Raw genomic sequence first — 22149 nt, forward strand, 5'->3', positions numbered from 1 at the left:
GCCCGGCCGGGCGGGGGCCCCCCCCGCCCCCCGCCCCCCCCCCGCGCACATCCCGACCCCGGAAGGCCCCGCAGGTGACCCTGACCGACGCGCCCGCAGACCCCGCCGAGACCGACCCGAAGCCGCTGCCCCCGTACTCAGGCCCCGAACCCGTGTGCGCGAAGTGCGCCCGCCCGGAGGCACGCCTCGAGCCGAGCTGCGGATGCTGTGACTTCCAGTGGGACGAGGCCCTGGCCCCCGCCACGGAGCCCGCGCCGCGGCCCGCCACGACCGGGGACCTCGCCTACGCCATCCAGCAATGCCTGCCCTACCCGGTCCACCCCCAGGCCACCGAGCACGCCGCGCGCAAGCTGGCGGAAGCCCTGCGCGCGGAAGTCCGCACCGACCACCCCATGTGGGCCCAGCCGTCAGGTAGAGATCCCCGAAGGCGTCCGCCTCGTGTTGCTGGTCTCCGACGGAGTCTCGGGCCAGGTCGATCAGCACACGGCCGCGGCGCTGTGCCGCCGGCACGGGGTTCACCCGCAGGCCCTGGCCGATGCGCCCGTCACCGCCGCCGACGCTGACGGCGAGGGATACCGCGACGATGCCACCGTTTTCGCACTGCTGCGCTGTACTCGCTGAGGGACCCGGACCTTCGTCCTCTCAGCCGGCTCGAAGGAAGGACGGTGGGGTCAGGACGCTGTTGGGGTCGTCGAGCCAGAGGTGCTGGCCGTCGCGGTCGACGGTGAGGCCGGCCCGGTCGCGGCTGGGGCTGCCGAGGCGGGACCACCACTGGTGGGCGGTGGCGGCTTCGTCCCACAGCCTGCGTGGCCCGAACTGGTCGACTTCGAACTCCGTGCCGGTGGGTGTGTACTCGACGGTCGCCCACGAAGCCCGGTCGTCGGCGAGGATCCACAAGGTGGCTTCCCCGCTGGCGTCGTCGGCTTCCGCGGGCAGGTACCAGGCATCCGGCAGGGCTAGCCCCACGAAGAACAGCGCGGCCGCGTTCTCGGTGAACGCCCGCGGGCAGATACGGGTGCGGCCGGGAGTGCCGGCGTCGTTGTGCCGGTAGAAATCGGAGAGGTACCCGCGGTGGGGTCGCCCGGTCCGGGTCTGCATGAACGCCGGCCACCCCTTGAACCTGCCCGTGGCCCGGCCGCCGTCGACGTCCAGGACAGCGTAGGAGTGGGAGAAGAAGCTGCCGCCCCACGGGGCCACGATCCGCCCCTGGCGGATCTGCTCGACCCAGGCGTAAGGGCTCGGGGACGGTGTAGGTGGCGATCAGGCGGTCGTAGGGCGCACGCCCGGGCCACCCCAGCCCGGCATCCGCGACCGCCAGGTACGGCGCGTATCCCGCCGCGGCCAGATTCTTTCCGGCCTGCGCCACCAACCCACCATCGATGTCGACAGAGGTGACGTTCTCCGCACCCAGGCGGTGGGAGAGCCAGGCCGCGTTGTAACCGGTCCCGGTCCCGGCCTCCAGGACCCGCTGGCCGCAACGGACATCGAGCAAGGCAAGCATCTCCAGCATCACCGTCGGCATCGAACTCGACGACGTCGGCGACCGGTACGCACCCTCGGCCACCGCAAGCCCCTCGTTGACCTGGGTCGTGACCGGCACGTCGTCGTAGGCGACCTGCGCCCACCCGGCCGGGTCCTCCGAGCGGGAAAGCATCCTGTCGCCGACCTCGATCCGGTCCGGGATGAAGAGCTCCCGCGGCACCGCGCGCACCGCCTCCACCCACGCCTCGTCGAGAGAGCGGTGCGTGGATGGTCCTACAGCCGGGCTTGCGTGGTGAGGTGGCTCCGGATCCGGATGCAGAACGCGGTCAGCTATGGGTCCGGACGCAGGTGGTGGTCCCTGTGCGGAGACGATCTCCAGCCAGGTGGCCTTGCGGCGGGCGACGATGCCGGGGACCCAGGACTCGCGTTCACCGACGGTGTTTCAAAAGTCCCGTCAGGCCAGGCCCGCCTCGATGGCCCGGCGGACGGCGGCCGCCCGGTCGCGGATGTCCGCCTTGGCGAACAGGTTGTTGATGTGGGTCTTGACGGTGGCCTCGCTGATGAAGAGCTTCTCGGCGATGCCCCGGTTGGGCAGGCCCTGACCGATCAGCGCGAGCACCTCGCGCTCGCGGGGCGTGAGGTCCCCGGGCAGGGCGGGTGCCGGCTCGGGGGCCTTCGTCGCCGTGGTCCTCGCGGTGGCGAGCAGCCGGTCTTGCACCTCGCGGTCGAGCACGGACTGCCCGGCGGCGGCGGCCCGGATGGCCCGGGTGATGTCCTGGCGTCCGGCGTTCTTGGTCAGGTACCCGCGGGCTCCCGCGCCCAGCGCGCCCAGGATCGACTCGTCGTCGGCGAAGGTGGTGAGCACGACCACCGCCACCTGCGGGTACTGCTCGGTCAGTCGGCGGGTCGTCTCGATGCCGTCCATGACGGGCATCCTCAGATCCATCAGCACGACGTCCACCGGCCCGGCGGCGAGCGCCGTCAGCACCTCGGTCCCGTCCGCCGCGGCCGCGACGACCTCGATGTCCTCGGCCAGTCCGAGCACCGCGGCGAGCGGCTCCCGGACGGCTGCCTGGTCGTCGGCGACGACCACCCTCAACTTCTGCTGCATCTCGGTCCGTTCGCTCATCCGGGGATCACTGCCTCCACGTGCCAGCCGCCCCGGTCCGGCCCTTCGGTTACCGGACCCGCGGTGACGGCGCCGTCCAGCAGCGCGACGCGTTCGCGCATTCCGATCAGCCCCATTCCACTGCCGAGCCCCGCGTTCACCTCGCGGGTGCCAGGGCGGTTGCGGATGCTCAGTGTCGTCGATGCGGCGCCGAACGTCAGCTCCACCCCGACGGCGCCCCCGGGCGCGTGCCGAGCGGCGTTGGTCAGTGCCTCCTGGGCGATGCGCAGCAGGTTCTGGGTCACCCGGGCCGGGAGTTCGCGGACCGCACCGGTGACGGTGAGGGCGTCGCGGTGGCCCGACGATTCGACCATCGCGGTCAGGCTCTCCACGAGCGGCAGCGCGTCCTCGCGCAGCTCGTGCACGGTCCACTGCGCCTGCCTGAGGCTCTCCTTGACCAAGGCGTGGGCCTTGGCGTTGGCCTCCCGGACCTTCTCCAGGTCACCCGTGTCGATCAGTGCGTCGGCCAGTTCCAGCTGCATGTTGATCCCGGCCAGCGAGTGCGCCAGTACGTCGTGCACGTCCCGGGCGATCCGGCCGCGTTCGGTCAGCACGGCCGTCCGAGCCTCGGCCCGGGCGGCGCGTTCGGCCGACTCGGACGCCGCGATCACCGCCAGCACGGCCTGGCGCTGGCTGCGGTTGAGGATGCCGACCAGGACCGGTGTGCCGGCGGCGAGACCCAGTGTCCACGGCAACTGCTGGTGCCCCGGCGCCCCCAGGCCGAGGTACATGACCCCCGCGCAGAGCAGGCTGCAGAACGCCGCAAGGGCCAGGGCCCACCTGGTCTCCAGCCGGTATCCGATGTGACCGGCGAGGAAGAAGGCGAAGAGGTACCCCGTTCCGCTGCCGCTGACGCCGATCAGAGCGGCCGAGGCGATGACACCGGCGGTCAGCCACACGGGGGCGAACCGCTGGGTCGTGGCGTTCTCGGGCAGCCCCCGGGCCAGCAGCGCGGCCGTGCAGAGCGCGAAGAGGGCCGCGACGGCCAGACCCCGGCCGGTGAAGCCCATCGGCCGGATCGTCACCACTCCCACGACGATGACCGCCAGGGTCAGCGCCCACCGCACCCGCGGGTCCTGTCCGGGCACCGGACGTGGGGCCGCCCCCGGGGACGGTGCCTTCCCGGGGGGCGGAGTGCTCGTGGTCGTGGGCATGCTCAGAACGTACTGCACGGTCAGGCCGTGCGGTCGAGGACGCGTACCGGGCTCGCCACCGCGCGGGTCCGGCTCCGGATGAAGATCGTCGCCAGTCGCGTGACCACCTCGGTGAGGGCCATCAGGACGAACGCCGCCACCCACGCCTTGTCGCTGGTGATCTGGTGGGTGTGGCTGAACCGGGCGACATCGGCGGCGCCGCCGTGCTGGACCCACAGCTGGAAGCCCATCCGGGCCCCCATGCCCACGACCCACAGCACCGCCGATACCACGCCGGCCTTGATCAGGATGTGCTCACCGACGGTTCGGATCCGGGTGTAGACGCCGCCCGCGATGCCGAGCGCGGCGCCCACGCCCACCAGGGCCGCGATCAGCACCAGGTCGTTGCCCGCGGTGGGAATGGTGTCGAGGTACGAGTACGCCACGAAGGACACGATCCCCAGCGGGATCAGGAAGGACTTCAGGTCGAGCCGTCCCTCCCGGAGCTGCCGGAAGACGATCAGGAGGAGGGCGATGTCGGTGATCCACTCGGTCGTTGTCATGCCCCCAATGCTGCTGCGGAACGGCTCGCGGCACCTGGACCCAGGGGTGGAAACGAGGGTGGAGACGGGGCGGAGACGGAGGGTGGAGACCGAGGTGGAAACGGGGGCTGAGTGCCACCGCTCACTCGGTGGGCTGGTCGCCCCAGACGTAGGCGTGGGGCAGGAGGTCGGTGATCGCGACGCTGCGGACGCCGTCGGCCACCGGGAGGAGGACGCGGATGCCCGGGTGGTAGTCCAGCAGGACCTGGCGGTCCCGGCCGCACGGCGCGAGCACGCCGCGCCCCCTGTCACCGACGGCGACGATCACCGCCAGGTCGCGTGCTCCGGCGGCCCGGGCATGCCCGAGCGCGACCAGCTCGGCGCACGGTCCGCCGGTGAAGTGATAGAGGTTGATGTCACCGAACGCTCCAGTGCGACGAGTACCCCTTCGCTTCCACCAGAGAAGGCGCTGCCGCCCCGGGAAACAGGTTCTCCGCCCGGCTCATCGACGGAACTGACAATGAGACGGGCGGCCGCAAGCTCAACGAAATGTTCACCCTGAACCGCATCCTCGACGGAGACGCGTTCTACATGAAGATCACTCCCTGAGCAGCGACGGAGCCCCCGTGTCCCTCATCACCGAGTACAGCACCACCGCCCGACCCGACCGCAGGATCGTGGAGGTCTACGACGCCGACGCCTACCTCGGCGACGACGAGGCGTGTCAGCGGTCAAGGACCCAGGTAGTCGCCGGAAACGGATATCACCTCTACCTGCACAGCCTGCAACCCGACATCGAAGTACAGGTCACCATCAGGGTCTGGGACACCCCCCAGAAGCCCCCGGTAGACGCTGAGGGCACAGTCCCTGTCTCCCTGGAATCAGAGACAGGCCAACTGGTCGTCAACCAGTTCACGTTCGGGCCCGCAGGCATGATGGACCTGCCCCGACCCGGCGTCTACGACGGGCACGCGGCATGGAGCGGACGAGGTGCCACGGCCGCCTACTACGACACATGCCTCCAGCGCGCTGCCGATCAGCAGTGGGGCGCGGAGCAGATCGGAGCAGCGTGGAAACAGTGCCCGATGGCTGAGCAGTACACCCTCGACCTCTGGTTCGTAAGGGAATCCGAGCCCGAGGGCGAGGAATGGCCTTCGGGACGGCTCCCCGGGCATGGGGCCCGTGCCTTCCATCCACCGGAAGCACGGGCCCTTGTCCCAGGTCGCTTGCTCTGCCGCGTCGGCCTCCGGGCAGGCCGCCAATTCGGACCAGAACGGCTTGGCGTGCGTATCCGGGCGCCGGTGTGGACGGTCACGCATTTCCCCAGGTGCTCGCGGTGGGGACGTCTCGCGGGTCGCGGATCAGTCCCACCAGAGCACGACGAGCAAGTGACGCTTGGCCGCGTCGCGGTAGAAGTCACGCATGGCGTTGAAGTGCTCCAGCAGGTACGCCCGCAGACCGCCGGTGACAGGGCTGCCCGTCAGGCCGATCAAGGATGAGACGTCATGATCGTCGGCTGGCAGGGCTGCGAGAAGGACGGGCACGTCGATCTGGCCAAGCAGTCCGGAGACACGCGCCAGTTCAGAGACGCCCAGGCCTGTGGGGGCGGCGCCGAAGGGGGCTATGGCGTGTGGGGGAGTGTTGAGGAAGCCCAGGTCAAGAGCAGTGTCGCCGTCGGTGGCCCGCCGCAGAGCGTCAAGGTAGACCTCTTCGAGTCCGGCCACCTCGCCGACGCGTTGCAGCAGCGCTGGCACCCAGTCCAGGTCCAGTACGTCGTACGCCGGTGGATCCCAGTGGTGATCGCCGTCCGATGACGCCGCGGCGGACTGACGGCATGCGGCGAGGTACTCCTCGGGGATCCGGGCGAGCTGCTGGGTAATGGCCATGACGGCAGTATCCCTGCCGCACCTACCGGATTCGGGCCGCACGCTTGGAGGCGCCCACGGTTGTTACTGAGGTTTTCGTGTTGTCGTCGGGTGGTGACGGTTCGTGATCCCTGTGGTATGCCGGTGGGGTGAGGTATTCGCAGGGTGGGGGCCTGACCGCTGAGCGTCGGGCGTTTCGTGAGGAGATCCGGCTTCAGGCCGGGCAGCGGTTCGCGGCGGGTGAGAAGACCGCGGTGATCGCGAAGGATCTGCGAGTGAGCGTGCGGTTGGTGGAACGCCGGCGTCGTGCCTGGCGCGAGGGCGGCATGGGGGCCTGCGTTCGGCAGGTCCGGCGAACTCACCGACCATCACCGATGCCCAGTTCGCCGTGCTGGATATGCAACTCGACAAAGGCCCGGCGACGCACGGCTTCGAAGACGAACGCTGGACCCTGGTCCGGGTCCAGGTGGTGATCCGCCGTCGGCTGCGAGTGAGCCTGTCGGTGGCGACGGTGTGGCGGCCGCTGAAGCGGCCGCCGCTGGTCCTGGTAAAAGGCTCGCGGCGGCCTCTGGGGCCTGGATCGTCTTCGAGGACGAGGCCGGCTTCTCGATGACGCCGCCCAGTGCCCGCACCTGGGGCCGGCGCGGACATACCCCCGTCATCCGCGTGCGTGGCAGGTCCCGCCGCCGGACCTCGGTTGCCGCGCTGTGCTGCTACAAGGCCGGCGAGAAGAGCCGTCTCATCCACCGGCCCCGCACGCACCTACTGCTCAAGGGCGCCCGCAAGAGCTTCTCCTGGCAGGACTATCGCGACCTCCTGGTGCGGGCACACATCCAGCTCGACGGACCGATCGTGGTGGTCTGGGACAACCTCCATACCCACCTGGCCGCGGGGCTGAAGCGGTACGAGGCCGAACACAACTGGCTCACCACCGTCCGGCTTCCGCCGTACGCACCTGACCTCAATCCCGTCGAGGCTGTCTGGTCACTCGTACGCAGAGCAATGGCCAACACCGTCTTCACCACACCCGACGACCTCGACCGCAAGCTCCGCAGCGAGTTACGCAGGATCCAACTCCGGCCCCGTCTCATCGACGGCTGCCTCACCGCCACAAGACTGGCCATCAGCACACCCACCCCGCCTTCAAAGCCTCAGTAACCGGTTCCGCGCTCCAGGACAAGGTCTGGGTGCATGGCCCTGGGCAAGGAGCCCTGGGAGGTGTACGTCGTCAAGGCCGACGTCGGCACCCTCGGCAAGAGCGCGGAGGCGCCCCGGATGCCTGCTGCACCACCGACGAGTAGGCCATCGAGCCCGACCGAGGCGAAGGCCGCCGTCGGCTGCGCGTGCGGCAGCTGAGGGAGTAGCGGAGATGAGCCGACGACGCGACCGGGCGCCGCGTCGTCGACCACGCCTTACGCGTTCGGGTCCCAGGCGACGAGCCGCTCGAAGATGACCCGGTCCCCGTCGATCTTCACCGAGTCCATCGGGGTGCGTCCATAGAACCACAGGACCAGCTCACCGGCCGTGCCCTGGGCGGAGGCGTCGGCCGGGGCCTCACCCTCGCCAGCAGCCGGGAGGCGGACGGCACGGGCGCCGTCCGCCTCGACCGTGAAGCGCCAGGAACGGCCCTCGGTGGCGTGGTAGTCGACGACGGCCGGCTTGTGCGGCCAGACGCCCGACCACGCGCAGCAGGTGAACAGGAAGTCCTCGACGCCGTCCAGCGCTACTTCCGCCGGCAGCGGCTGTGCGGCGCCCACGGTGAGCTGGGCGTCATAGGTGTGCATCGCAATCTCCTGAAGCTGGTGCCGGGCGACGGCACCGCTGGTCCGCGGCGACTGCGAGGCACCCCACCACGTCCAGCACTCGGCGTCCGGGCCGACCTCCCGCAGGGTGTCCAGCAGCTCCTGCGTCGACGCGGCCAGCCAGGCCACCAACGCCCCTCGCTCCCGGGGCGCCTGCGCCTCGGCGCGCGCCGCCACGGCCTCGGCCGGCGGGGCGTCGGCCGGACCGGCCTCGACGACGGCGGCCCAGAACGGGCGGCCTGAGCCCAGGTGCCGCGCCAGGTCAAACAGCGTCCATTCTGGACAGGTCGGCACCTGCGCGTCCAGGCTGGGAGCGGCGGCGATCGCGGCGCGAAAGGCGCCCGCCCGTTCGTCGATGAGTCGCAGCAGGTCAGGGAAGTCCAGAGTGTTTTGCACGCCGGATGTCTATCACTGCGCCCCGTGCGACCGCACGCGGATTTTCGCAGCCGACGCGGCGGGCGCGCGGCACGGTCCGCGCACCTTCGGATGGCGCGGTGCCCTGCTCTCACGCACAGCATCGGTCGAAGTCGCCCGATCGGGGATTTCCGTTCGACCGACACCCCACAGGATCGGAACGGCAACAGCCGCTCAAGATTCGCTGTCGCAGGTCACCTGTGCAACTACGGGGCTGAGCGTGCCTTGTGGCAGAACGCCTGATTTCTCTCTGGCCAGCGAGTTCTGCCCGGCCTGAAGCCGGATCTCCTCACGAAACGCCCGACGGTCAGCGGTCAGGCCCCCACAGTCCGAATACCTCACCCCACCGGCGTACCGCAGGGATCACGAACCGTCACCACCCGACGACAGCACGAAAACCTCAGTAGGCGACTCCCTGTGTGAGCACGTAGGTGGCGGCTCGCGACGCTGGCGATGGACATGAGGGTTGATCTCGGTGGGGAGTCAGATCCTTTTTCGTGTGCGACGACAGGGTGAGCACGAAGAGCTGGTTCACGAGAGCGGTTCCGCGTCGGGACGTGTCCATCGTTTGGTGATGTGCGGCTCGGAGTACGGGGCCGGCCATGCTTGCAGCCGGATCTCCTCGGTGTCTTCGGGCTCGTCCTCGCAGTCGAGGTCGGGGAGGGCCGCAGCGGCGAGGTCGCGTCTGGAAGCCCGGATGCGGGTCCAGCCGATGGGCATGTCGAAGCGAGCTGCGGCGTCGAAGTCGTCAGTGCAGCCGAGCACTACGAGTCGTCCCGAGGGCAGGTTGAGGCTTGCCTCGACGACGTGGTCGAAGTCGTCGCTGTCATCGCTGGGCTGGTCTGTGAGGAGATGGACGGCGACTGCCACGGTGAAGTTGACGTCCGTGCCGATCGCCAGACCGCCTTCAGTGACTCCGAGCCCGTCCAACACTGTCTGCTCAGTCCACACATCGCTGAAGTCGGCGTCGGAGTCCTCGCCCAGGATGTGGATCTGGAAGTAGTCCGCGAAGAGCTCAAGGTTGGTCGCCACGGAGGCATCATCCCTGCTGCCCGGGAACGGCAGCACGGCAGGGTGGGGCTGTCCTCGACGGGGCCGCCGACCGGGTGATCCGAACATGGATGCTGGCCCGTCCGGACAGGTTCCGGCTGATTGCTGCAGGCCACGCAGAGGTTCTGTTGCTGATCGTGGACTCGGACGGCCTGCTGGTGGAACGCCGGACGTGGCAAAGCCGCTGCACCTCGCAGGTGGCCCAGTGGTCGCCAACGAACTAGAAGTGGCTGGTCACCAGTTCGTCTCTCCCGCGACATACTTGGGCCGTCTTGCGAAGAATGTCCCGCTCGGTGGCGAGCTTGCGCTCACTGGCCTCGAGTTCCGCCGCCCGGGCCTCCGCCGGACCCGCTCGTCCGGATCGGCGGGTGCTACCGCCGCCCGGTGGGTGGCGGACGGTTTCGTACGCGCGGCGGTGACGCCACGGCGTTCGTGGTCCCACAGCCCCCTCCCGCAGAGTTGCCCGGTTGATGCCCAGGTCAGCGGCGATGCTCCTGTACGTCGCCCCGGGTGTGGACTCGTACAGGGCCACAGGGTCGGCCTTGAATTCGTCCGAGTAGTCCCTTAGCGCCGTCGCCGGTCTTCTCGCTTCCTCCGGATCAAGCAGATCCAGTATCAGCGTCTTTACCACTCAGGGGCAGGCCCCGCCCTACACGCGTGCCCGGGCCGGGGGCGGGCGTCTGCGCTGATCGCATAGTCAGTTGATCCAACCCCGGGGCGACAAGGTAAAAAGGAGATCATGCACTGCTCCGGCCATGTCTTCGGTCGGAAAAAGATCCCTGGGGGGACCACATCATGCGCACCCATGCGCTCGGTAGAGCGCTCATGTCCCTGTTCGCCGCCTTGGCCCTGACCGCTCTGGTCCCGGTGGCCACTGCGTCCGCCGCGGACCCCACCGACTGCGTCCGCTACAGGACCAGCGATTCCAAGTTCCTTGCCGTCGGAGAGCGCCTCGACTCGGGCACGAGCCTCGTCCCTACGCCGGGCAAGCCCGAGCTCGTCATGCAGCCCGACGGCAACCTCGTCATCTACGCCGTCGGCAACATCAGGCCCGACCTGCCATTGTGGAACAGCGGCACGTACGGCTACTGGGGAGCGTACGCCCTCATGCAGGAGGACGGCAACTTCGTCATCTACAAGAAGGACGGCGGTCCCGGCAAAGGCGGCGCTGTCTGGGCCAGCGGCACCTACGGCACCCGGACCGACACGACCCCCCGGGCCTGGTTCGTCGACTGGGGCGAGCTTGAGGTGATCGGCCGCAGCGATGCCGTTCCGTCCTGGCGCACCGCGACGATCAACCAGAGCGCAATGATTTGCCCGGACGCACCGGACCGCATCACCGGGTTCTGGTACCGAGGCAACTGGGCCGAGTCCGCTTCCGTGTGGCTCGTGCTCCAGCATGACAACAACCTCGTCATGTACCGCAAGCGGGATGGCCAGGCGATCTGGAACAGCGGTACCTACGGCCCTGCGGGCGGCTACAACGGCTCCGTCCTCCTGCAAATGGAACGGACGGGTAATCTGAACGTTCGCGAGTTCGGCCCGAACTTCACCATCCGCTGGCACACCGGCACGGCCGGAAGCGACGGCGCCTACGCCCTGCTCCAGGACGACGGCAACTTCGTCGTCTACAAGAAGGACGGTGGCCCCGGTAAGGGCGGGGCCCTCTGGGCCTCGGGTACCTACAACAAGATCTGACGGCTGCCTGAGGGTCCTGTGCTGCGGGCGCTTTCGCAGCACAGGACACCCCCCAGAGGGTCTTCTCCCGCCCCGAAGAGTTGTGAATGGGTGTGCAGATGGCATCAAGTGGGCGTCAGAGCGCCACCTGAGCGGGGCTGCCGACTGGCGCTCCCCGGCCTTGACCTCGGAGCTGTCAGTGCACGCCCGCACCTTCAGTTTGGGTCGCGGTATGTTCGTGGACCATGTCCTGCAGGATGGTCGACCATGATCCGGCGATCTGCGCGTGGTGCCCGCGGGCCAGATCGACCGAGCCGTCCGTGAACACGAGGGTGACACCACCGAACACGTTCTCGGTCCGGTGTCCGGCCGAGCCGTGGTGGTTGGACACGACGGCAGCCCCCACCCATTCGCGCTCCGCATGGAGATCGTCGGCCTCATAGAGCACGAAGGTGCGTCGTGGTGGCGCCCGAGATCGCTGTAGGTGGCGGCGAGGTTGGCGCGGGCGCTAAGGGTCTCGGGGTGGTCCGGCCCAACTAGTACTGCAACGGTCTTTTTCGTGATGGTTTGTTGGCTTCGGGTGGTGTGTGGCCGCGTCATTTGTAGTGGTTGACGCGGGCTTGGAACTGTCGTCGCCGCCGCCAGTGTGACCAGTGCAGGACGTGGCTGATGGGTGCTGGGCGGCGGTCGACGAGGCGGGTGATCAGGCGTCGGAGTTCGGGGAGGGTGAGGGGGATGAGCTGGGAGGATCCGTTTCTGCTTTCCCGGTGTCGGGTTCGCGGGCCCGCAGGACGGTGAGGCAAGCGTGGGCCGCCATCGCCAGGGTCATGTGGCGGTGCCAGCCGTCGTAGCGGCGGACCTGGTAGTCGTCCAGGCCGCATTCCTGCTTCGCGGTCTGGAAGCACTCCTCGACCGCCCACCGGCTTCCCGCGACGCGGATCAACTCGTCCAGGGTGGTCTCGGCCGGGCAGTAGGCGATGTAGTAGGAGATCTCCTCGGGCCTGCGGACGCTTCGGCGGGCGATCACCCAGTGCCGGCGGTCCTCGCGATGCCAGGGCCTCACCTCGACCCTCGCCCAGTCGTAGACCCGCGGGCCGTGGGCACCGTTGCCGCAGGAACGGCGCTTCCACTTCTGCCGGGGCAGCCCGGGAAACAGGTCGTGAACGGGATGGTCCATGGCCCAGCGGGAGACGACGGTGTCATGGCGGGTGGTGGCCATGACGTGGAAGACATCAGCCCGTTCGAGCTCGGTGCGCCAGCCCTTGGAGAAACCGTAGGCGGCATCCGCGGTCACCCACCGGAACGGAATCCTCTCCGCGCTCGCCCGGCGGACCATGGCCTTGGCTATCACCACCTTCGTCTCGAAGGCGACCGTGTCGTCGATGCCAGCAGCCCGGCACCGTTCGCGGTCATCCGTCCATGACATGGGCAGATAGCGGCGGCGGTCGATCAGGGTGCGGCCACGTTCGCCGGCATAGGCGAGGAACACCCCGCCCGTCCGGCCGGCGGTTCCCGAGTACTGGCGCTGGACCCCGGCCGAGCGGACACCTTTCTTCAGGAACCCCGTGTCATCCACGATCAGCACCGCATCCGGATCGCCGAGGTGCTCGATGACGTAGTCCCGCACGTCGTCCAGGACCTCGTCCGCGTTCCAGTCGATCCGATTCAGCAACCGGTGGATCCGGTCCGGGCCGCCATGCCCGGCCTCCTCGGCGAGCGTCCAGCCGTTCTTTCGCTCCAGCGGGGCGATCAACCCCCGCATATAGGCAAGAGCCGCCTCCCGCGGCTCTGACCTGGAAAACGGTGCACGAACCGCTCCTGCAAGGCCTTCAGTTCACCAGCCCACGACCGGGCATCAACACGTTCCCCACCCATAACCACACCAACGACCGACCTGCCCAACAGTCACGTCAAAGACCGTTGCAGTACTAGCCCGCCTTCGCCTCTGGTCGTCGCATGGTCGGCCGTTCGCGGCCCCAGGCGGCCAGCGGCTGGAGTGCGTCGTTGAGGCGTATGCCGTCCTCGGTCAGCGAGTACTCGACGCGGGGTGGCACCTCTTCGTAGGAGACGCGGTCCACGACGCCGTCCGCTTCCAGCTCACGTAGGTGAGAGGCCAGCACCTTCTCGGTGATCCCCGCAAGCAGTCGACGCAGCTCGCCGAAGCGACGGTGGGGATGCTCGTGGAGCGCCCAGAGGATCAGTACCTTCCACTTGCCGCCGATCACCTCCATCGCGGTGTCGATCCCGCAGACGTGTCCGTCTGGTGTGCCCGGCCGGTTCAGCGTCGTCATGCCCCACCCTTCTGACGTGCTCGCTCACCCCGAGGTAACCACCCACTACCAAGTGCGTACTTGATCACTTACGGGCCTGCGACCAGCTAATCGGCATGTCACAGAACATTGTTGAGAAGACTCCGTTCACGATGCTGGGCCTCGGCGCGATGGGCACCGCGCTGGCCCGCACCTGGCTTGCCGCCGGCCACCCCCTCACTATCTGGAACCGCACCCCAGCCCGCGCCGAGGCGCTCGCCACCGACGGTGCGAGGGTCGCGGACACCGCCGCTGAGGCAGTCGCAGCGAACACCCTGATCGTCCTTTGCCTTTTGGACGACACCTCGGTCGATGAGGTGCTATCTGGCACCGACCTGGCCGACAGGGACCTGGTCAACCTGACCACCAGCACTCCTGCCCAGGCTCGCGCCCGCGCCGAGTGGGCCCGCGAGCGTGGCGCCCGTTACCTGGACGGCGGGATCATGGCTGTCCCGCCAATGATCGGTGTCCCGGAGGCCGGCGGCTACGTCTTCTACAGCGGCTCGCGGGAGTTGTTCGAGCGGCACCAGGAGACCCTGAGCGTCCCGGTCGGCACTACCTACGTCGGCGAGGACGCGAGGTTCGCAGCCCTGCACGACGTGGCCCTTCTCAGCGCGATGTACGGGATGTTCGCCGGGGCCGCGCACGCCTTCGCCCTGATTCGCAAGGAGAACATCGACCCTGCGGCGCTCGCCCGGCTGCTCGCCGACTGGCTCGTCGCGATGGCCCCGTCAGTTCACCAGACCGCCGACCAGTTGCGGAGCGGTGACTACACCAAGGGCGTCGCCTCCAACCTCGCCATGCAGGTGGCTGGCACGCCGACCTTCCTGAGCACCACCGAGCAGCAGGGTGTCAGCCCGGAACTGCTCAGCCCGTACTTCGAGCTGATGCGGCGTCGCCTGGCCGAGGGCAGCGGCGAGGAGGACCTGACGGGAGTGATCGACCTTCTGGTGAACTGACCAACCACTTAACGCCACAGAAGCGACGCTCTCCGGGCGGGTGCCGTGCGTTCTGGAGCAGTGCAGCGGCCCGGCCGCGCTACGGCGAGCCGCCCGTGCCGGAGGCGCGGCTGCGGGCATTCTGGCGGCTGTTCAGCATCCCCGAGGCGGTCAGCTGAGTGCGGGCCCCGGCTGTCGTCTTCCGGGCTCCACGCCATGCCCGCCGGTCGCTCCGGCATCCATGAGACGGCCCAGCCACTTCGCCCGGCGGCTGGGCCGTCTTCACACCTCGGTTCATGAAGGTACGGTCACGCGCCGCTACGTCGAGGGCTCGGTTTCGTTGGATCCGGGCATGGAGCAGAAGCTCCTTCGTCTCCCCGGCAGCGGTTCGCGGGATTCGCGGGACTCCTTCCGTGTCCTGTATCGGACCGGATACCCCCGGTCGGCGGCCGCTCGAGCGGTAGTCCCTCGCCGATGGCCGCGCCGACCGCCGGCCCCGGCGTAGCCAGGCCGTCCTCGAAGTGCTGCTGGGACCCGTACGGGGTGCTGTTCTCGGAGGTTCGGATGTGGGCCTGCGGGCTTCCGCTGGCCTGGCTGTGCCCCCGGCCTGGCAGGGGGCGGGCTACCCATGGTTCCTGCTGCGGCACGTCATGTGATGCGTACGGCGAGGATGGCGATGTCGTCACCGGGTGGTGTGGGCCCGTAGGTGATGATCTTGTTTTCGAGGGCGGCTACGGTCTCGGCGGCAGAGGCGTGGGGCATGCGGGCCAGGAGGTCGTGTACGCCTTGTTCGCCGAGCATGGAGGTGCCTGAGCGCCGTTCGGTGACGCCGTCGGTGAAGAGCAGGAGAAGGTCGCCGGGGTGCAACTCGTCTTCGGTGGTGTGCAGTGGGGGGTTGTCGAGGACGCCGAGGAAGGTGCCTGCTGTGCCGAGCCGCTCGACGGTCCCGTCGGCCCGGCGCAGCAGTGGGTGGGGGTGGCCGGCCAAAGTCAGGCGCAGGCGCATCGGCGTGGTGCCCACGTTCAGTTCGGCATAGGCAGCTGTGCAGAAGGGGTTGGTGGAGCGGTCGGCGAGGATCGCACTGTTGACGGCTTGGAGGACTGTGTGTGGATGGGTGTGCCACTGTCCTGCGGCGCGTGCGGTGTGCCGCACGAGGCCGGTGAGTGCCGCGGCCGCCGGTCCTTTGCCGCAGACGTCCCCGATGGCCAGCGCCCATGCCGTCGCGCTGGTGGGGTAGATGTCGTAGAAGTCGCCGCCGACGAGCGTTCCCTGGTCTCCCGGGTGGTAGCAGGCGGCGATCTCCACCCCGGGTACCTCCGGCAGGTCGGCGGGCAGCAGGCTCTGCTGCAGGTAGTGGGCGACCTCGCTGTGCACGGCGAAGCGCCGGGCCTGGACGACGGCCTGGGTCGCCCGGTGGGCCAGTTCCCGCGCGAAGGGGATGTCGCGTTCGGTGAACAGGGTGGGGGCCGCGGTGGCCTGGATCAGGACCATGGCACCGATGACGGTGTCGGACCGCGTCATGGGCACGGCCAGCCAGGACGCCGCGGGCGTGAGCTCGCGCAGAGCGGCCCGGTGCTGCGGACTGCGGGCGAGACGGTCGAGCTCGCGGGCGACGTCGGTGATCAGCTCATGCCGGCCGGTGCGGATGACCGCGCCGACCCCGCCTTCGGCATCGGGCTGCGGGGGGAACCGCTCGAGCATGGCGCGCAGTGCCTGCTGTTGCTCGGGGTCCCGGTGGCTCAGGGCGGCAAGCTCGGGACGGCCGCTCGGGCCGATGGTGTGGATGAGGCATCCGTCGGCAATCCGCGGGACGACCGCGGCCGCGATGCTGTCGAAGGTGGCGCCGAGCTCGAAGTCGAGGGATGTGGTCAGGACGGCGCTGACCTCGGCGAGGGCTTCGAGTTGAGCCTGCTTGTAGGCGGCTTCCTGCTGCAGTCGGGCGCGTTCGATGGCCTGCGCACACTGCCCGACAAGGGCGGTGAGGAAGCCGCGTTCGGAGTCGGAGAAGTCATGGCTTACGTCGAAGTGGAAACTGACCGCGCCGAATAGCCGGCCCTCCACCGTGAGAGGCAGGACCGCGGTCGAGTGGTACCGCTCGGTGAAGAAGGCGGCGGCCTGGGGAAACGCCTCGGTCCGCGCGGCCGGGTCGGTGAAGAAGAGGGCCCGGCCGGATCTGGCGGTGTACGCCATCGGGTACGGCGCGGTGACATTGAAAGGGGCCGGGGCCGGAAGCGACTGTTCCGCGTCGTGGATGTGCCGCACGGTGTACTGATCGCTGCCCGGCTCGCTGAGGACCGCAGCCCCCACCGTCGCCCCGACCGCAGGCATGATCTGCCCAGTAAGGATCCGCATGACGCCGTCGAGCGTGCCGGCCGTGGCCAGAGCACCGGTGAGCTGCGCCAGCAGCTCCGCCCTCAGCACACGCTCACTGTTGTCGCGCAGCACCCACACAAGCCGATCCGGCCCCAGGCGAGTGGCCTGATACTCGTAGTCAGCCGCCCGATAGGTGCTGGCCTCGGTCCAGCGAAATGCCCCCTGCTCCGCCCTCCCGGTGTCCAGGACGCGCATACACGCCGCAAAGGACCCGTTATGCATGATCTGGGGCCACAGCTCGCTGCACAGACCTCCCAAAGGTGCGATCCCGCCCGGCTGGCCTGCCCGGGCCGCCGCATTCATGTACTCCAGACGCATATCCACTGCCCTGCCAGCGGCATCCCGCACCGCAACGGACACCGTCACCGCATCGGGAAGGCACTCAAACACTTGGTCCAACCCCACCCTGGGCAGCGTGTCGGCCGCCCGGGCCGGCACCGCGCGCGAGGAAGCGGCACTGCGCGCTCTGTGTCCTGGTCCTGACGTGGCCATCGCTCCGTACCCCACTCGTCCGCGCCGCAGAACAGCGGATACGTGCCGATTCCGGCTCCACCGAAGCAACTGTTGTCGCATGGCAAGTGTTACACGCGGGCCACGCACTCGAAGAGAAGGGGGCAGGGCTTAACTCTGCGTTTACATGAAGCAGCCCTGCCCTTTGCCGAACCCACGCCGAGACCCCGCGGCGTCCAGACCGAGCATCGCTCATCGGCGCCGGTCATCCGACACAACTGGGCTCTCTCCCCGGCCGTGGCCCGCACGGCGGGCAGAAGGTGGTGCAGGAGCCGCTACGTCGGGCCCGAGTGATAGTCGGCGCGGCAGGCCGCCTCCCTGCGTAAGCGTGCTCTACCAGCGGATAGGTGAAAGGCCATGCCATCTGGGTGAATCCTGCTCGGGCTGTGCACGCGCCTGCGTTCAGGCGACGTAAAACTCACCGGCAGGGGCCGTTGATCATCACCGGACGGTGAGTCCGCCCGGCCCGGTCCGCAACCTTGTGGCTGGTAGACAGCCGGAGCCGGAGGGAGAGCGCTGTGGCGGGGAATGGAAATCCGACCGTCAGAAGGCGTCGGCTGGGGTCGGAGCTGCGCCGGCTCCGCCTGGCCAGTGGCCTGACCAGTAGGGAGGTGGCCGACCGCCTGTTGATCTCCCAGCCCAAGATCAGTCACCTGGAGAACGGCCGCCGGGCCATCAAGCCCCGTGATGTGCGGGATTTGTGCGGCATCTACGGAGTGACAGACCCGCAGGTCGTCGACTCGTTGATGCAGATGGCCACGGAGTCGGATCGGCAGGGCTGGTGGGTTGCCTGCGGCGACATCCCGTACGCCGTCTACATCGGCCTGGAGACGGCAGCCTCCGCGATCCACTCCTACGAGCCCCAGGTGATTCCCGGCCTGCTGCAGACACCTGCCTACGCACAAGCCGTCATCGAGGAAACGATCCCTCTGGCCACTCCGGGACAGATCGCCGTGCGCCATGAGGTCCGGCTGCGCCGCCAGTGCCGGGCCCACCATCCGGCTCGGCCTTTGCGCTTATGGGCCGTGCTGGACGAGTCCGCACTGCGCCGCATGGCCGGCAGCCCCGAGATCATGCGCGAACAGCTCGAATACCTCAACCGCCTCTCCATGCAGCCGCACATCACCGTGCAGGTCCTGCCGCACGAGGCGGGAGCCCACCCGGGCGTCTCGGGACAGTTCTCCATCCTCCGCTTCCCGGACAGCGCGGCGGGGGCGGTCTATCTGGAGCGGTTCACCAGCGACCTCTATCTGGAGAAACGGTCCGACGTACAGCACTACAGCGTCATGTATGACCACCTCCAGGCCAAGGCACTGTCCCCGGAGAACACCCGCCACTTCATCGCCCGCACCGCACAGGAGCTGCTGACCGCCATGTAGGTGCTGGCAGGGCCAAGGGCAGCCCGGGCAGGCCGCCACCCTGCCAACCCGACCGGGGCCGCGCTGGCAGGGTGGCGGCTTGCCCGGGCCGACGTGCGAAGGAGGACCCGGGCGGGCTCCAATGGCCAGCCTGTCAGGACAGCGCGCGCGGACACGAGGGCCACGCTGTCCCGGGGTGCGGGTTTGGACGTGTCCTCGTCCTCCGTGGGGGCGGGTTACCCCGTCGGCTCCTGGGGCTTGGCGTTGCCGGGGCCTGCTGGAGGCCGCTCGCCTTCCGCGCTCGTGTCCTTCTCGGCGCCGTCGTGCTGGGCTTGTTTGGCCTTGGTGTCCGGGAGGTCGGGGGCACCTGGGCCGAAGGGCGGCAGGTCAGGGGTGACGGCGGCACGCTTCTGCGGCACGCGATCCGGAAGCTCGGGCTCCGACGGGGCACTTTGCATGACGGGCTCCTTGCACGCGGGGTCGGATGGACGAACAGCAGGACGACAGTGAGAAACTGCCTGCCGCCCTTCATATGCCGCTTGCCCCGCCCGCAGTATCTGACGCAAAGGGACTGGGATGCCGCTGCCGACCGACCCAGCCCACGGCTGCGCCGCGTTTTGGGCCGTCGCTGTCTGGGGGCTTGGACGGTTCAGGGGCAGGGGGCCGGTGCGGCGGGGCTTCTGGTGCTTGGGGCGTTGGGGCGGCTCCGGCCGAGCCCGCTGGAGAAGTGCAGCAGCGCGGCCTCGGCGGCACCGTCCGTCCCGTCCTGGTCCTCACCGTCATTACGAAGTCGCACTGGAGTACTCCGGGACATTGGTGACACGCGTGCTGGGTGCTTGAAATGGGTGAGGGCCTTCTGGCTCGCTGGCCGTCACCGCTCGGCTTGCTCAGGGCCGAGACCGAGGGTAACGCCACGAACGTCGAGGTGATCACCCCGTGGCTCGCGCCCGTGCCTCGTGCCTCGTGCCTCGTGCCGCGGGGCGCGGCGGCGGCCCGGCCGGGCGCCACGTGCTGCCGCCCGGGCGAATTGCGCCGGACACCGCGTGCCGTGCGGCCCTTTCCCTTCTGCGGCCCGTCGGGCGGGCGTAGCGTCGCCAGGCGGTGGGCGAGGCTGCCCCGGAGAGAGGGGGAAGGCGGATGGAAGTGCACGAGGGACTCCTGCGCACCGGCTCTGGGGTGCGCAGCCGCACTGTGCTGTCCGCGACGGGCCTGTGCAAGGGCTTTCGGGGCAGGCCCGTGCTGGACGGCGTCGGCCTGGCGGTGCCCGGAGGCTGCATCGCAGGGATCACGGGCGAGAACGGCAGCGGGAAGACCACCTTGCTGCGGCTGTTGCTGGGGGAGTTGAAGCCCGACTCGGGCCAGGTCGTCTTCAACGGCTCGTACGGGCACTGTCCGCAGGTCCCGGTCCTCAACCCGTCGCTCACGGTCGAGCAGCACCTGGTCCTATTCCGCACGGCCTACGGCCTGGCGAGTACGGAACGGGCGCAAGGGCTTCTCGACCGGCTTCGCTTCGCCTCCTGCCTCGCCCAGGAAGCCGGCACGCTGAGCGGGGGGACCCAGCAGAAGCTGAACCTGACTCTGGCGCTGATGCACGACCCGGACGTCCTGCTCCTGGACGAGCCGTACCAGGGTTTCGACCACGCGACGTACCAGGTGTTCTGGGAACTGGCGGCAGAACTGCGGGGCCGCGGCAAGACGGTGCTGGTGGTGACGCACTTCGTTCCCGACAGCACCCCGTTCGACATGCTGCTCAGCCTTTCCGGAGGCCGGCTCGTGGCGACCGGGGGATCCAGGTGAGTACGACCGAGGCGCCCGTCGTGGTGGCCGGACGCATGGCCTGCCTCGAATACGCGCGCAACCGGCTGGCCATCGTGCTCGTCCTGGGGTTCGTCCCGCTGTGGCTCGTCCTGGAGAAGGTCACCTTTCTGTCCTACCCGGTGACGTTCACGCCCGGCCCCCCGGGCGCCGCCCCCGTCGTGGTGCCGGGCAACTCCTTCAGCCTCGTCTACGCCGCCGCGAATGCCATCACCTTGATCATCGGCTTCCTCGCGTTCACGGCCACCTTCCGCGGCCGGGGCTTCGACCGACGTCTGGTGCGGGCCGGCTTCAGCGCGCCGTCGTTGTTCGCCGGGCGCCTCGCGGCCATCGCCGTGGCCTCCGCGGCGACCGCCTGCTACACCCTGGCCGTCATCCTCGCCCTCATCGATGTGCGCAGGCCCCACCTCGTCGGCCTCGCCCTGCTGCTGGCCGCGCTGACCTACGCCAGCCTGGGAACCGCGTTGGCCGCGGTCCTGCCGGGCGAACTCGAGGGCATGTTCGTCATCATCATGATCAGCCTCCTCGACAGCGGCCTGCAGAACCCGATGCTCAACCCCCACGCGGATGAGGCCCGCTTCGAACTCCTGCCGACCTACGGGGCGGTTCACGCCGCTTCCAGCGCCGCCTTCAGCGGCGCGGACACAACCCACCACCTCATGGTGCAGATCACCTGGTACCTCCTCCTGACCCTCACGAGCCTGTCCTGCTTCCGCGCCGGAACCCGAGGAGCACCACGCCGTGGCTGAACGTTCCCCCCTTACCAGGAGCGGCCGATTCGCACTCCGGGACCACATCCTCGGCCTGGACCCCGAGCGAGACCACCTGGAGATCTACCGCATCAGCGCAGGCCTGGAGTTCCCCTTCGACTACCTGCGCGGCATGGAACTCGCGCTCCTGCGCACCTTCGCCATCCCCTCCATCGCCACCCTGCTCGACGCCACCGGCGAATTCGCCTGCGCCGGCCAACGCCGCTACGACGACACCTTCCTCCTCATGGGCGCCCTCGTACGCTTCGGCTGCGATTCCCCGGAAGGCCGCACCGCGCTGCGCACCATCAACCGGGCCCACAGCTGGTACCGCATCAGCAACGACGACATGCTCTACACCCTGGCGGCGTTCGTCCTCGAACCCGCCCGCTGGATCGACCGCTACGGATGGCGCCCGCTGACCCGCCACGAACGCCTCGCGGCCTTCCGCCTCTACCGCAACATCGGACGCCGGCTGGCGATCAAGGACCTGCCGGACAGCTACGAGGAACTGGCCGGGTTCTACGACCAGTACGAGTACGCCCACCAGCGGCCCACACCGGCGGGTCATCGGGTCGCCGAAGCGGCTCTGGGCGTCATGGCGTCCTGGTTTCCCGCCCCCGTGCGCCGGGCAGCCAGGATGACTGCCTTGGCAGCCCTTCCTCCGCCGGTCCCCACGGCACTCGGCTGCCTAGCCCCTCCAGCGGTTCTCGTTCACGCCACCGCCTTCGTCCTGCGGGTCAGAGCCTGGTGGCTGCGCCACCTGTGCTCTCCCCGTACCGTGTCTCTCTTCCACGTGCTGCCGCGCGTGCGCACCTACACCCTCGACGCCCCGGGCACCGTCATGGAGCGGTTCGGCATCGCCGCACCCGCCCGCACGGACCATCCGGGCATGGCCCACTGCCCCGGGCGCGCCGGTCGAGGTTGAGCACGGGCCTGCGGCAGTCCTGCTCCCGGATGCGGC

Annotated in this window: 21 protein-coding genes and 5 pseudogenes; 12 read left to right on the forward strand and 14 right to left on the reverse strand. The window is 69.2% G+C overall.

All coding sequences use genetic code 11. The annotated features are described in order from the left end of the window. Positions 1 to 438 precede the first annotated feature (438 nt). Complete coding sequence (locus ABZY31_RS24030; protein ID WP_356413660.1) at positions 439 to 621, forward strand: hypothetical protein; 183 nt, start codon at positions 439 to 441, stop codon at positions 619 to 621. Positions 622 to 642: 21 nt separating this feature from the next. Here the strand turns inward: ABZY31_RS24030 and ABZY31_RS24035 are convergent, their stop codons facing one another. The 6 genes and pseudogenes from ABZY31_RS24035 to ABZY31_RS24060 all read right to left on the reverse strand — a co-directional run. Continuing rightward, the gene (locus ABZY31_RS24035; RefSeq protein WP_356413663.1) at positions 643 to 1197 is read right to left on the reverse strand and encodes a hypothetical protein; all 555 of its coding nucleotides are present in this window, start codon (positions 1195 to 1197) and stop codon (positions 643 to 645) included. A 100-nt stretch (positions 1198 to 1297) separates the two neighbouring features. Beyond that, positions 1298 to 1654 (reverse strand): annotated as a pseudogene (locus ABZY31_RS24040) (methyltransferase domain-containing protein); the annotation flags it as partial. Positions 1655 to 1936: 282 nt separating this feature from the next. After that, positions 1937 to 2611 (reverse strand): response regulator transcription factor, encoded by a 675-nt coding sequence (locus tag ABZY31_RS24045; RefSeq protein ID WP_356413555.1) that lies wholly within the window; start codon positions 2609 to 2611, stop codon positions 1937 to 1939. After that, on the reverse strand, positions 2608 to 3717 hold the full coding sequence (locus tag ABZY31_RS24050) for a histidine kinase (RefSeq protein WP_356413650.1): 1110 nt from the start codon (positions 3715 to 3717) through the stop codon (positions 2608 to 2610). The genes ABZY31_RS24045 and ABZY31_RS24050 overlap by 4 nt, the downstream gene beginning before the upstream one ends. A 107-nt stretch (positions 3718 to 3824) precedes the next feature. Further along, positions 3825 to 4346: a hypothetical protein gene (locus ABZY31_RS24055; protein WP_356413557.1), complete on the reverse strand. Its 522-nt coding sequence runs from the start codon at positions 4344 to 4346 to the stop codon at positions 3825 to 3827. 121 nt (positions 4347 to 4467) lie between these two features. Continuing rightward, positions 4468 to 4740, reverse strand: a pseudogene (locus ABZY31_RS24060) (cytidine deaminase); the annotation flags it as partial. A gap of 26 nt (positions 4741 to 4766) precedes the next feature. Between ABZY31_RS24060 and ABZY31_RS24065 the strand changes: the two are divergent. Beyond that, positions 4767 to 4934: pseudogene (locus ABZY31_RS24065) on the forward strand (hypothetical protein); the annotation flags it as partial. 752 nt (positions 4935 to 5686) lie between these two features. Here the strand turns inward: ABZY31_RS24065 and ABZY31_RS24070 are convergent. Further along, entirely contained in the window at positions 5687 to 6211 is a 525-nt protein-coding gene (locus tag ABZY31_RS24070; protein ID WP_356413559.1) for a DUF1877 domain-containing protein, read from the reverse strand. A 233-nt stretch (positions 6212 to 6444) separates the two neighbouring features. Between ABZY31_RS24070 and ABZY31_RS24075 the strand changes: the two genes are divergently transcribed. From ABZY31_RS24075 to ABZY31_RS24090, 4 genes and pseudogenes are all read left to right on the forward strand, one after another. Then, positions 6445 to 6663 carry a hypothetical protein gene (locus ABZY31_RS24075; protein WP_356413652.1) on the forward strand — a complete coding sequence of 73 codons (219 nt, stop codon included), beginning with the start codon at positions 6445 to 6447 and terminating at the stop codon, positions 6661 to 6663. Further along, on the forward strand, positions 6588 to 6803 hold the full coding sequence (locus ABZY31_RS24080) for a winged helix-turn-helix domain-containing protein (protein WP_356413561.1): 216 nt from the start codon (positions 6588 to 6590) through the stop codon (positions 6801 to 6803). Before ABZY31_RS24075 ends, ABZY31_RS24080 begins: the two co-directional genes overlap by 76 nt. Then, positions 6800 to 7348: a transposase gene (locus ABZY31_RS24085; protein WP_356413562.1), complete on the forward strand. Its 549-nt coding sequence runs from the start codon at positions 6800 to 6802 to the stop codon at positions 7346 to 7348. Before ABZY31_RS24080 ends, ABZY31_RS24085 begins: the two co-directional genes overlap by 4 nt. Before the next feature lie 8 nt (positions 7349 to 7356). Further along, positions 7357 to 7546: pseudogene (locus ABZY31_RS24090) on the forward strand (glyoxalase/bleomycin resistance/dioxygenase family protein); the annotation flags it as partial. 56 nt (positions 7547 to 7602) lie between these two features. Here the strand turns inward: ABZY31_RS24090 and ABZY31_RS24095 are convergent. Together ABZY31_RS24095 and ABZY31_RS24100 are read right to left on the reverse strand one after the other, a co-directional pair. Continuing rightward, positions 7603 to 8388 carry a maleylpyruvate isomerase family mycothiol-dependent enzyme gene (locus tag ABZY31_RS24095; protein ID WP_356413564.1) on the reverse strand — a complete coding sequence of 262 codons (786 nt, stop codon included), beginning with the start codon at positions 8386 to 8388 and terminating at the stop codon, positions 7603 to 7605. Positions 8389 to 8937: 549 nt separating this feature from the next. Beyond that, a complete protein-coding gene (locus tag ABZY31_RS24100; protein ID WP_356413566.1) occupies positions 8938 to 9438 on the reverse strand; it encodes a hypothetical protein in 501 nt (166 codons plus the stop codon). Between the two features lie 843 nt (positions 9439 to 10281). On the opposite strand from ABZY31_RS24100, the gene ABZY31_RS24105 reads away from it, so the two are divergent. Further along, positions 10282 to 11154: a hypothetical protein gene (locus ABZY31_RS24105; protein ID WP_356413568.1), complete on the forward strand. Its 873-nt coding sequence runs from the start codon at positions 10282 to 10284 to the stop codon at positions 11152 to 11154. Between the two features lie 175 nt (positions 11155 to 11329). Here ABZY31_RS24105 and ABZY31_RS24110 read toward each other — a convergent pair whose 3' ends face one another. From ABZY31_RS24110 to ABZY31_RS24120, 3 genes and pseudogenes are all read right to left on the reverse strand, one after another. Beyond that, a complete protein-coding gene (locus ABZY31_RS24110; protein WP_356413569.1) occupies positions 11330 to 11581 on the reverse strand; it encodes a hypothetical protein in 252 nt (83 codons plus the stop codon). Between the two features lie 255 nt (positions 11582 to 11836). Further along, positions 11837 to 13008: pseudogene (locus ABZY31_RS24115) on the reverse strand (IS701 family transposase). A 53-nt stretch (positions 13009 to 13061) separates the two neighbouring features. After that, the gene (locus ABZY31_RS24120; RefSeq protein ID WP_356413570.1) at positions 13062 to 13424 is read right to left on the reverse strand and encodes a helix-turn-helix domain-containing protein; all 363 of its coding nucleotides are present in this window, start codon (positions 13422 to 13424) and stop codon (positions 13062 to 13064) included. Between the two features lie 95 nt (positions 13425 to 13519). Here ABZY31_RS24120 and ABZY31_RS24125 point away from each other — a divergent pair, with 95 nt between their 5' ends. Beyond that, positions 13520 to 14401 carry an NAD(P)-binding domain-containing protein gene (locus ABZY31_RS24125; RefSeq protein ID WP_356413572.1) on the forward strand — a complete coding sequence of 294 codons (882 nt, stop codon included), beginning with the start codon at positions 13520 to 13522 and terminating at the stop codon, positions 14399 to 14401. Positions 14402 to 15028: 627 nt separating this feature from the next. On the opposite strand, the gene ABZY31_RS24130 is transcribed toward ABZY31_RS24125, so the two are convergent. Beyond that, positions 15029 to 17158, reverse strand: coding sequence for a SpoIIE family protein phosphatase (locus ABZY31_RS24130; RefSeq protein WP_356413574.1), 2130 nt, complete (start codon positions 17156 to 17158; stop codon positions 15029 to 15031). Positions 17159 to 17781: 623 nt separating this feature from the next. On the opposite strand from ABZY31_RS24130, the gene ABZY31_RS24135 reads away from it, so the two are divergent. Beyond that, on the forward strand, positions 17782 to 18642 hold the full coding sequence (locus tag ABZY31_RS24135; protein WP_356413576.1) for a helix-turn-helix transcriptional regulator: 861 nt from the start codon (positions 17782 to 17784) through the stop codon (positions 18640 to 18642). A gap of 215 nt (positions 18643 to 18857) precedes the next feature. Here the strand turns inward: ABZY31_RS24135 and ABZY31_RS24140 are convergent, their stop codons facing one another. Next, on the reverse strand, positions 18858 to 19079 hold the full coding sequence (locus tag ABZY31_RS24140; protein WP_356413578.1) for a hypothetical protein: 222 nt from the start codon (positions 19077 to 19079) through the stop codon (positions 18858 to 18860). A 679-nt stretch (positions 19080 to 19758) separates the two neighbouring features. On the opposite strand from ABZY31_RS24140, the gene ABZY31_RS24145 reads away from it, so the two are divergent. From ABZY31_RS24145 to ABZY31_RS24155, 3 genes are read left to right on the forward strand one after another with little or no spacing between them, the layout of a single operon-like run. Then, positions 19759 to 20418 carry an ABC transporter ATP-binding protein gene (locus ABZY31_RS24145; protein ID WP_356413580.1) on the forward strand — a complete coding sequence of 220 codons (660 nt, stop codon included), beginning with the start codon at positions 19759 to 19761 and terminating at the stop codon, positions 20416 to 20418. Beyond that, complete coding sequence (locus tag ABZY31_RS24150; protein ID WP_356413582.1) at positions 20415 to 21185, forward strand: ABC transporter permease; 771 nt, start codon at positions 20415 to 20417, stop codon at positions 21183 to 21185. The genes ABZY31_RS24145 and ABZY31_RS24150 overlap by 4 nt, the downstream gene beginning before the upstream one ends. Continuing rightward, the gene (locus tag ABZY31_RS24155; RefSeq protein WP_356413583.1) at positions 21178 to 22113 is read left to right on the forward strand and encodes an oxygenase MpaB family protein; all 936 of its coding nucleotides are present in this window, start codon (positions 21178 to 21180) and stop codon (positions 22111 to 22113) included. Before ABZY31_RS24150 ends, ABZY31_RS24155 begins: the two co-directional genes overlap by 8 nt. Positions 22114 to 22149: the final 36 nt, after the last annotated feature.

Origin of the sequence: Streptomyces sp. NPDC006529, from assembly GCF_040611795.1 — a bacterium.
In the GTDB taxonomy this organism is placed as follows: Bacteria; Actinomycetota; Actinomycetes; order Streptomycetales; family Streptomycetaceae; genus Streptomyces.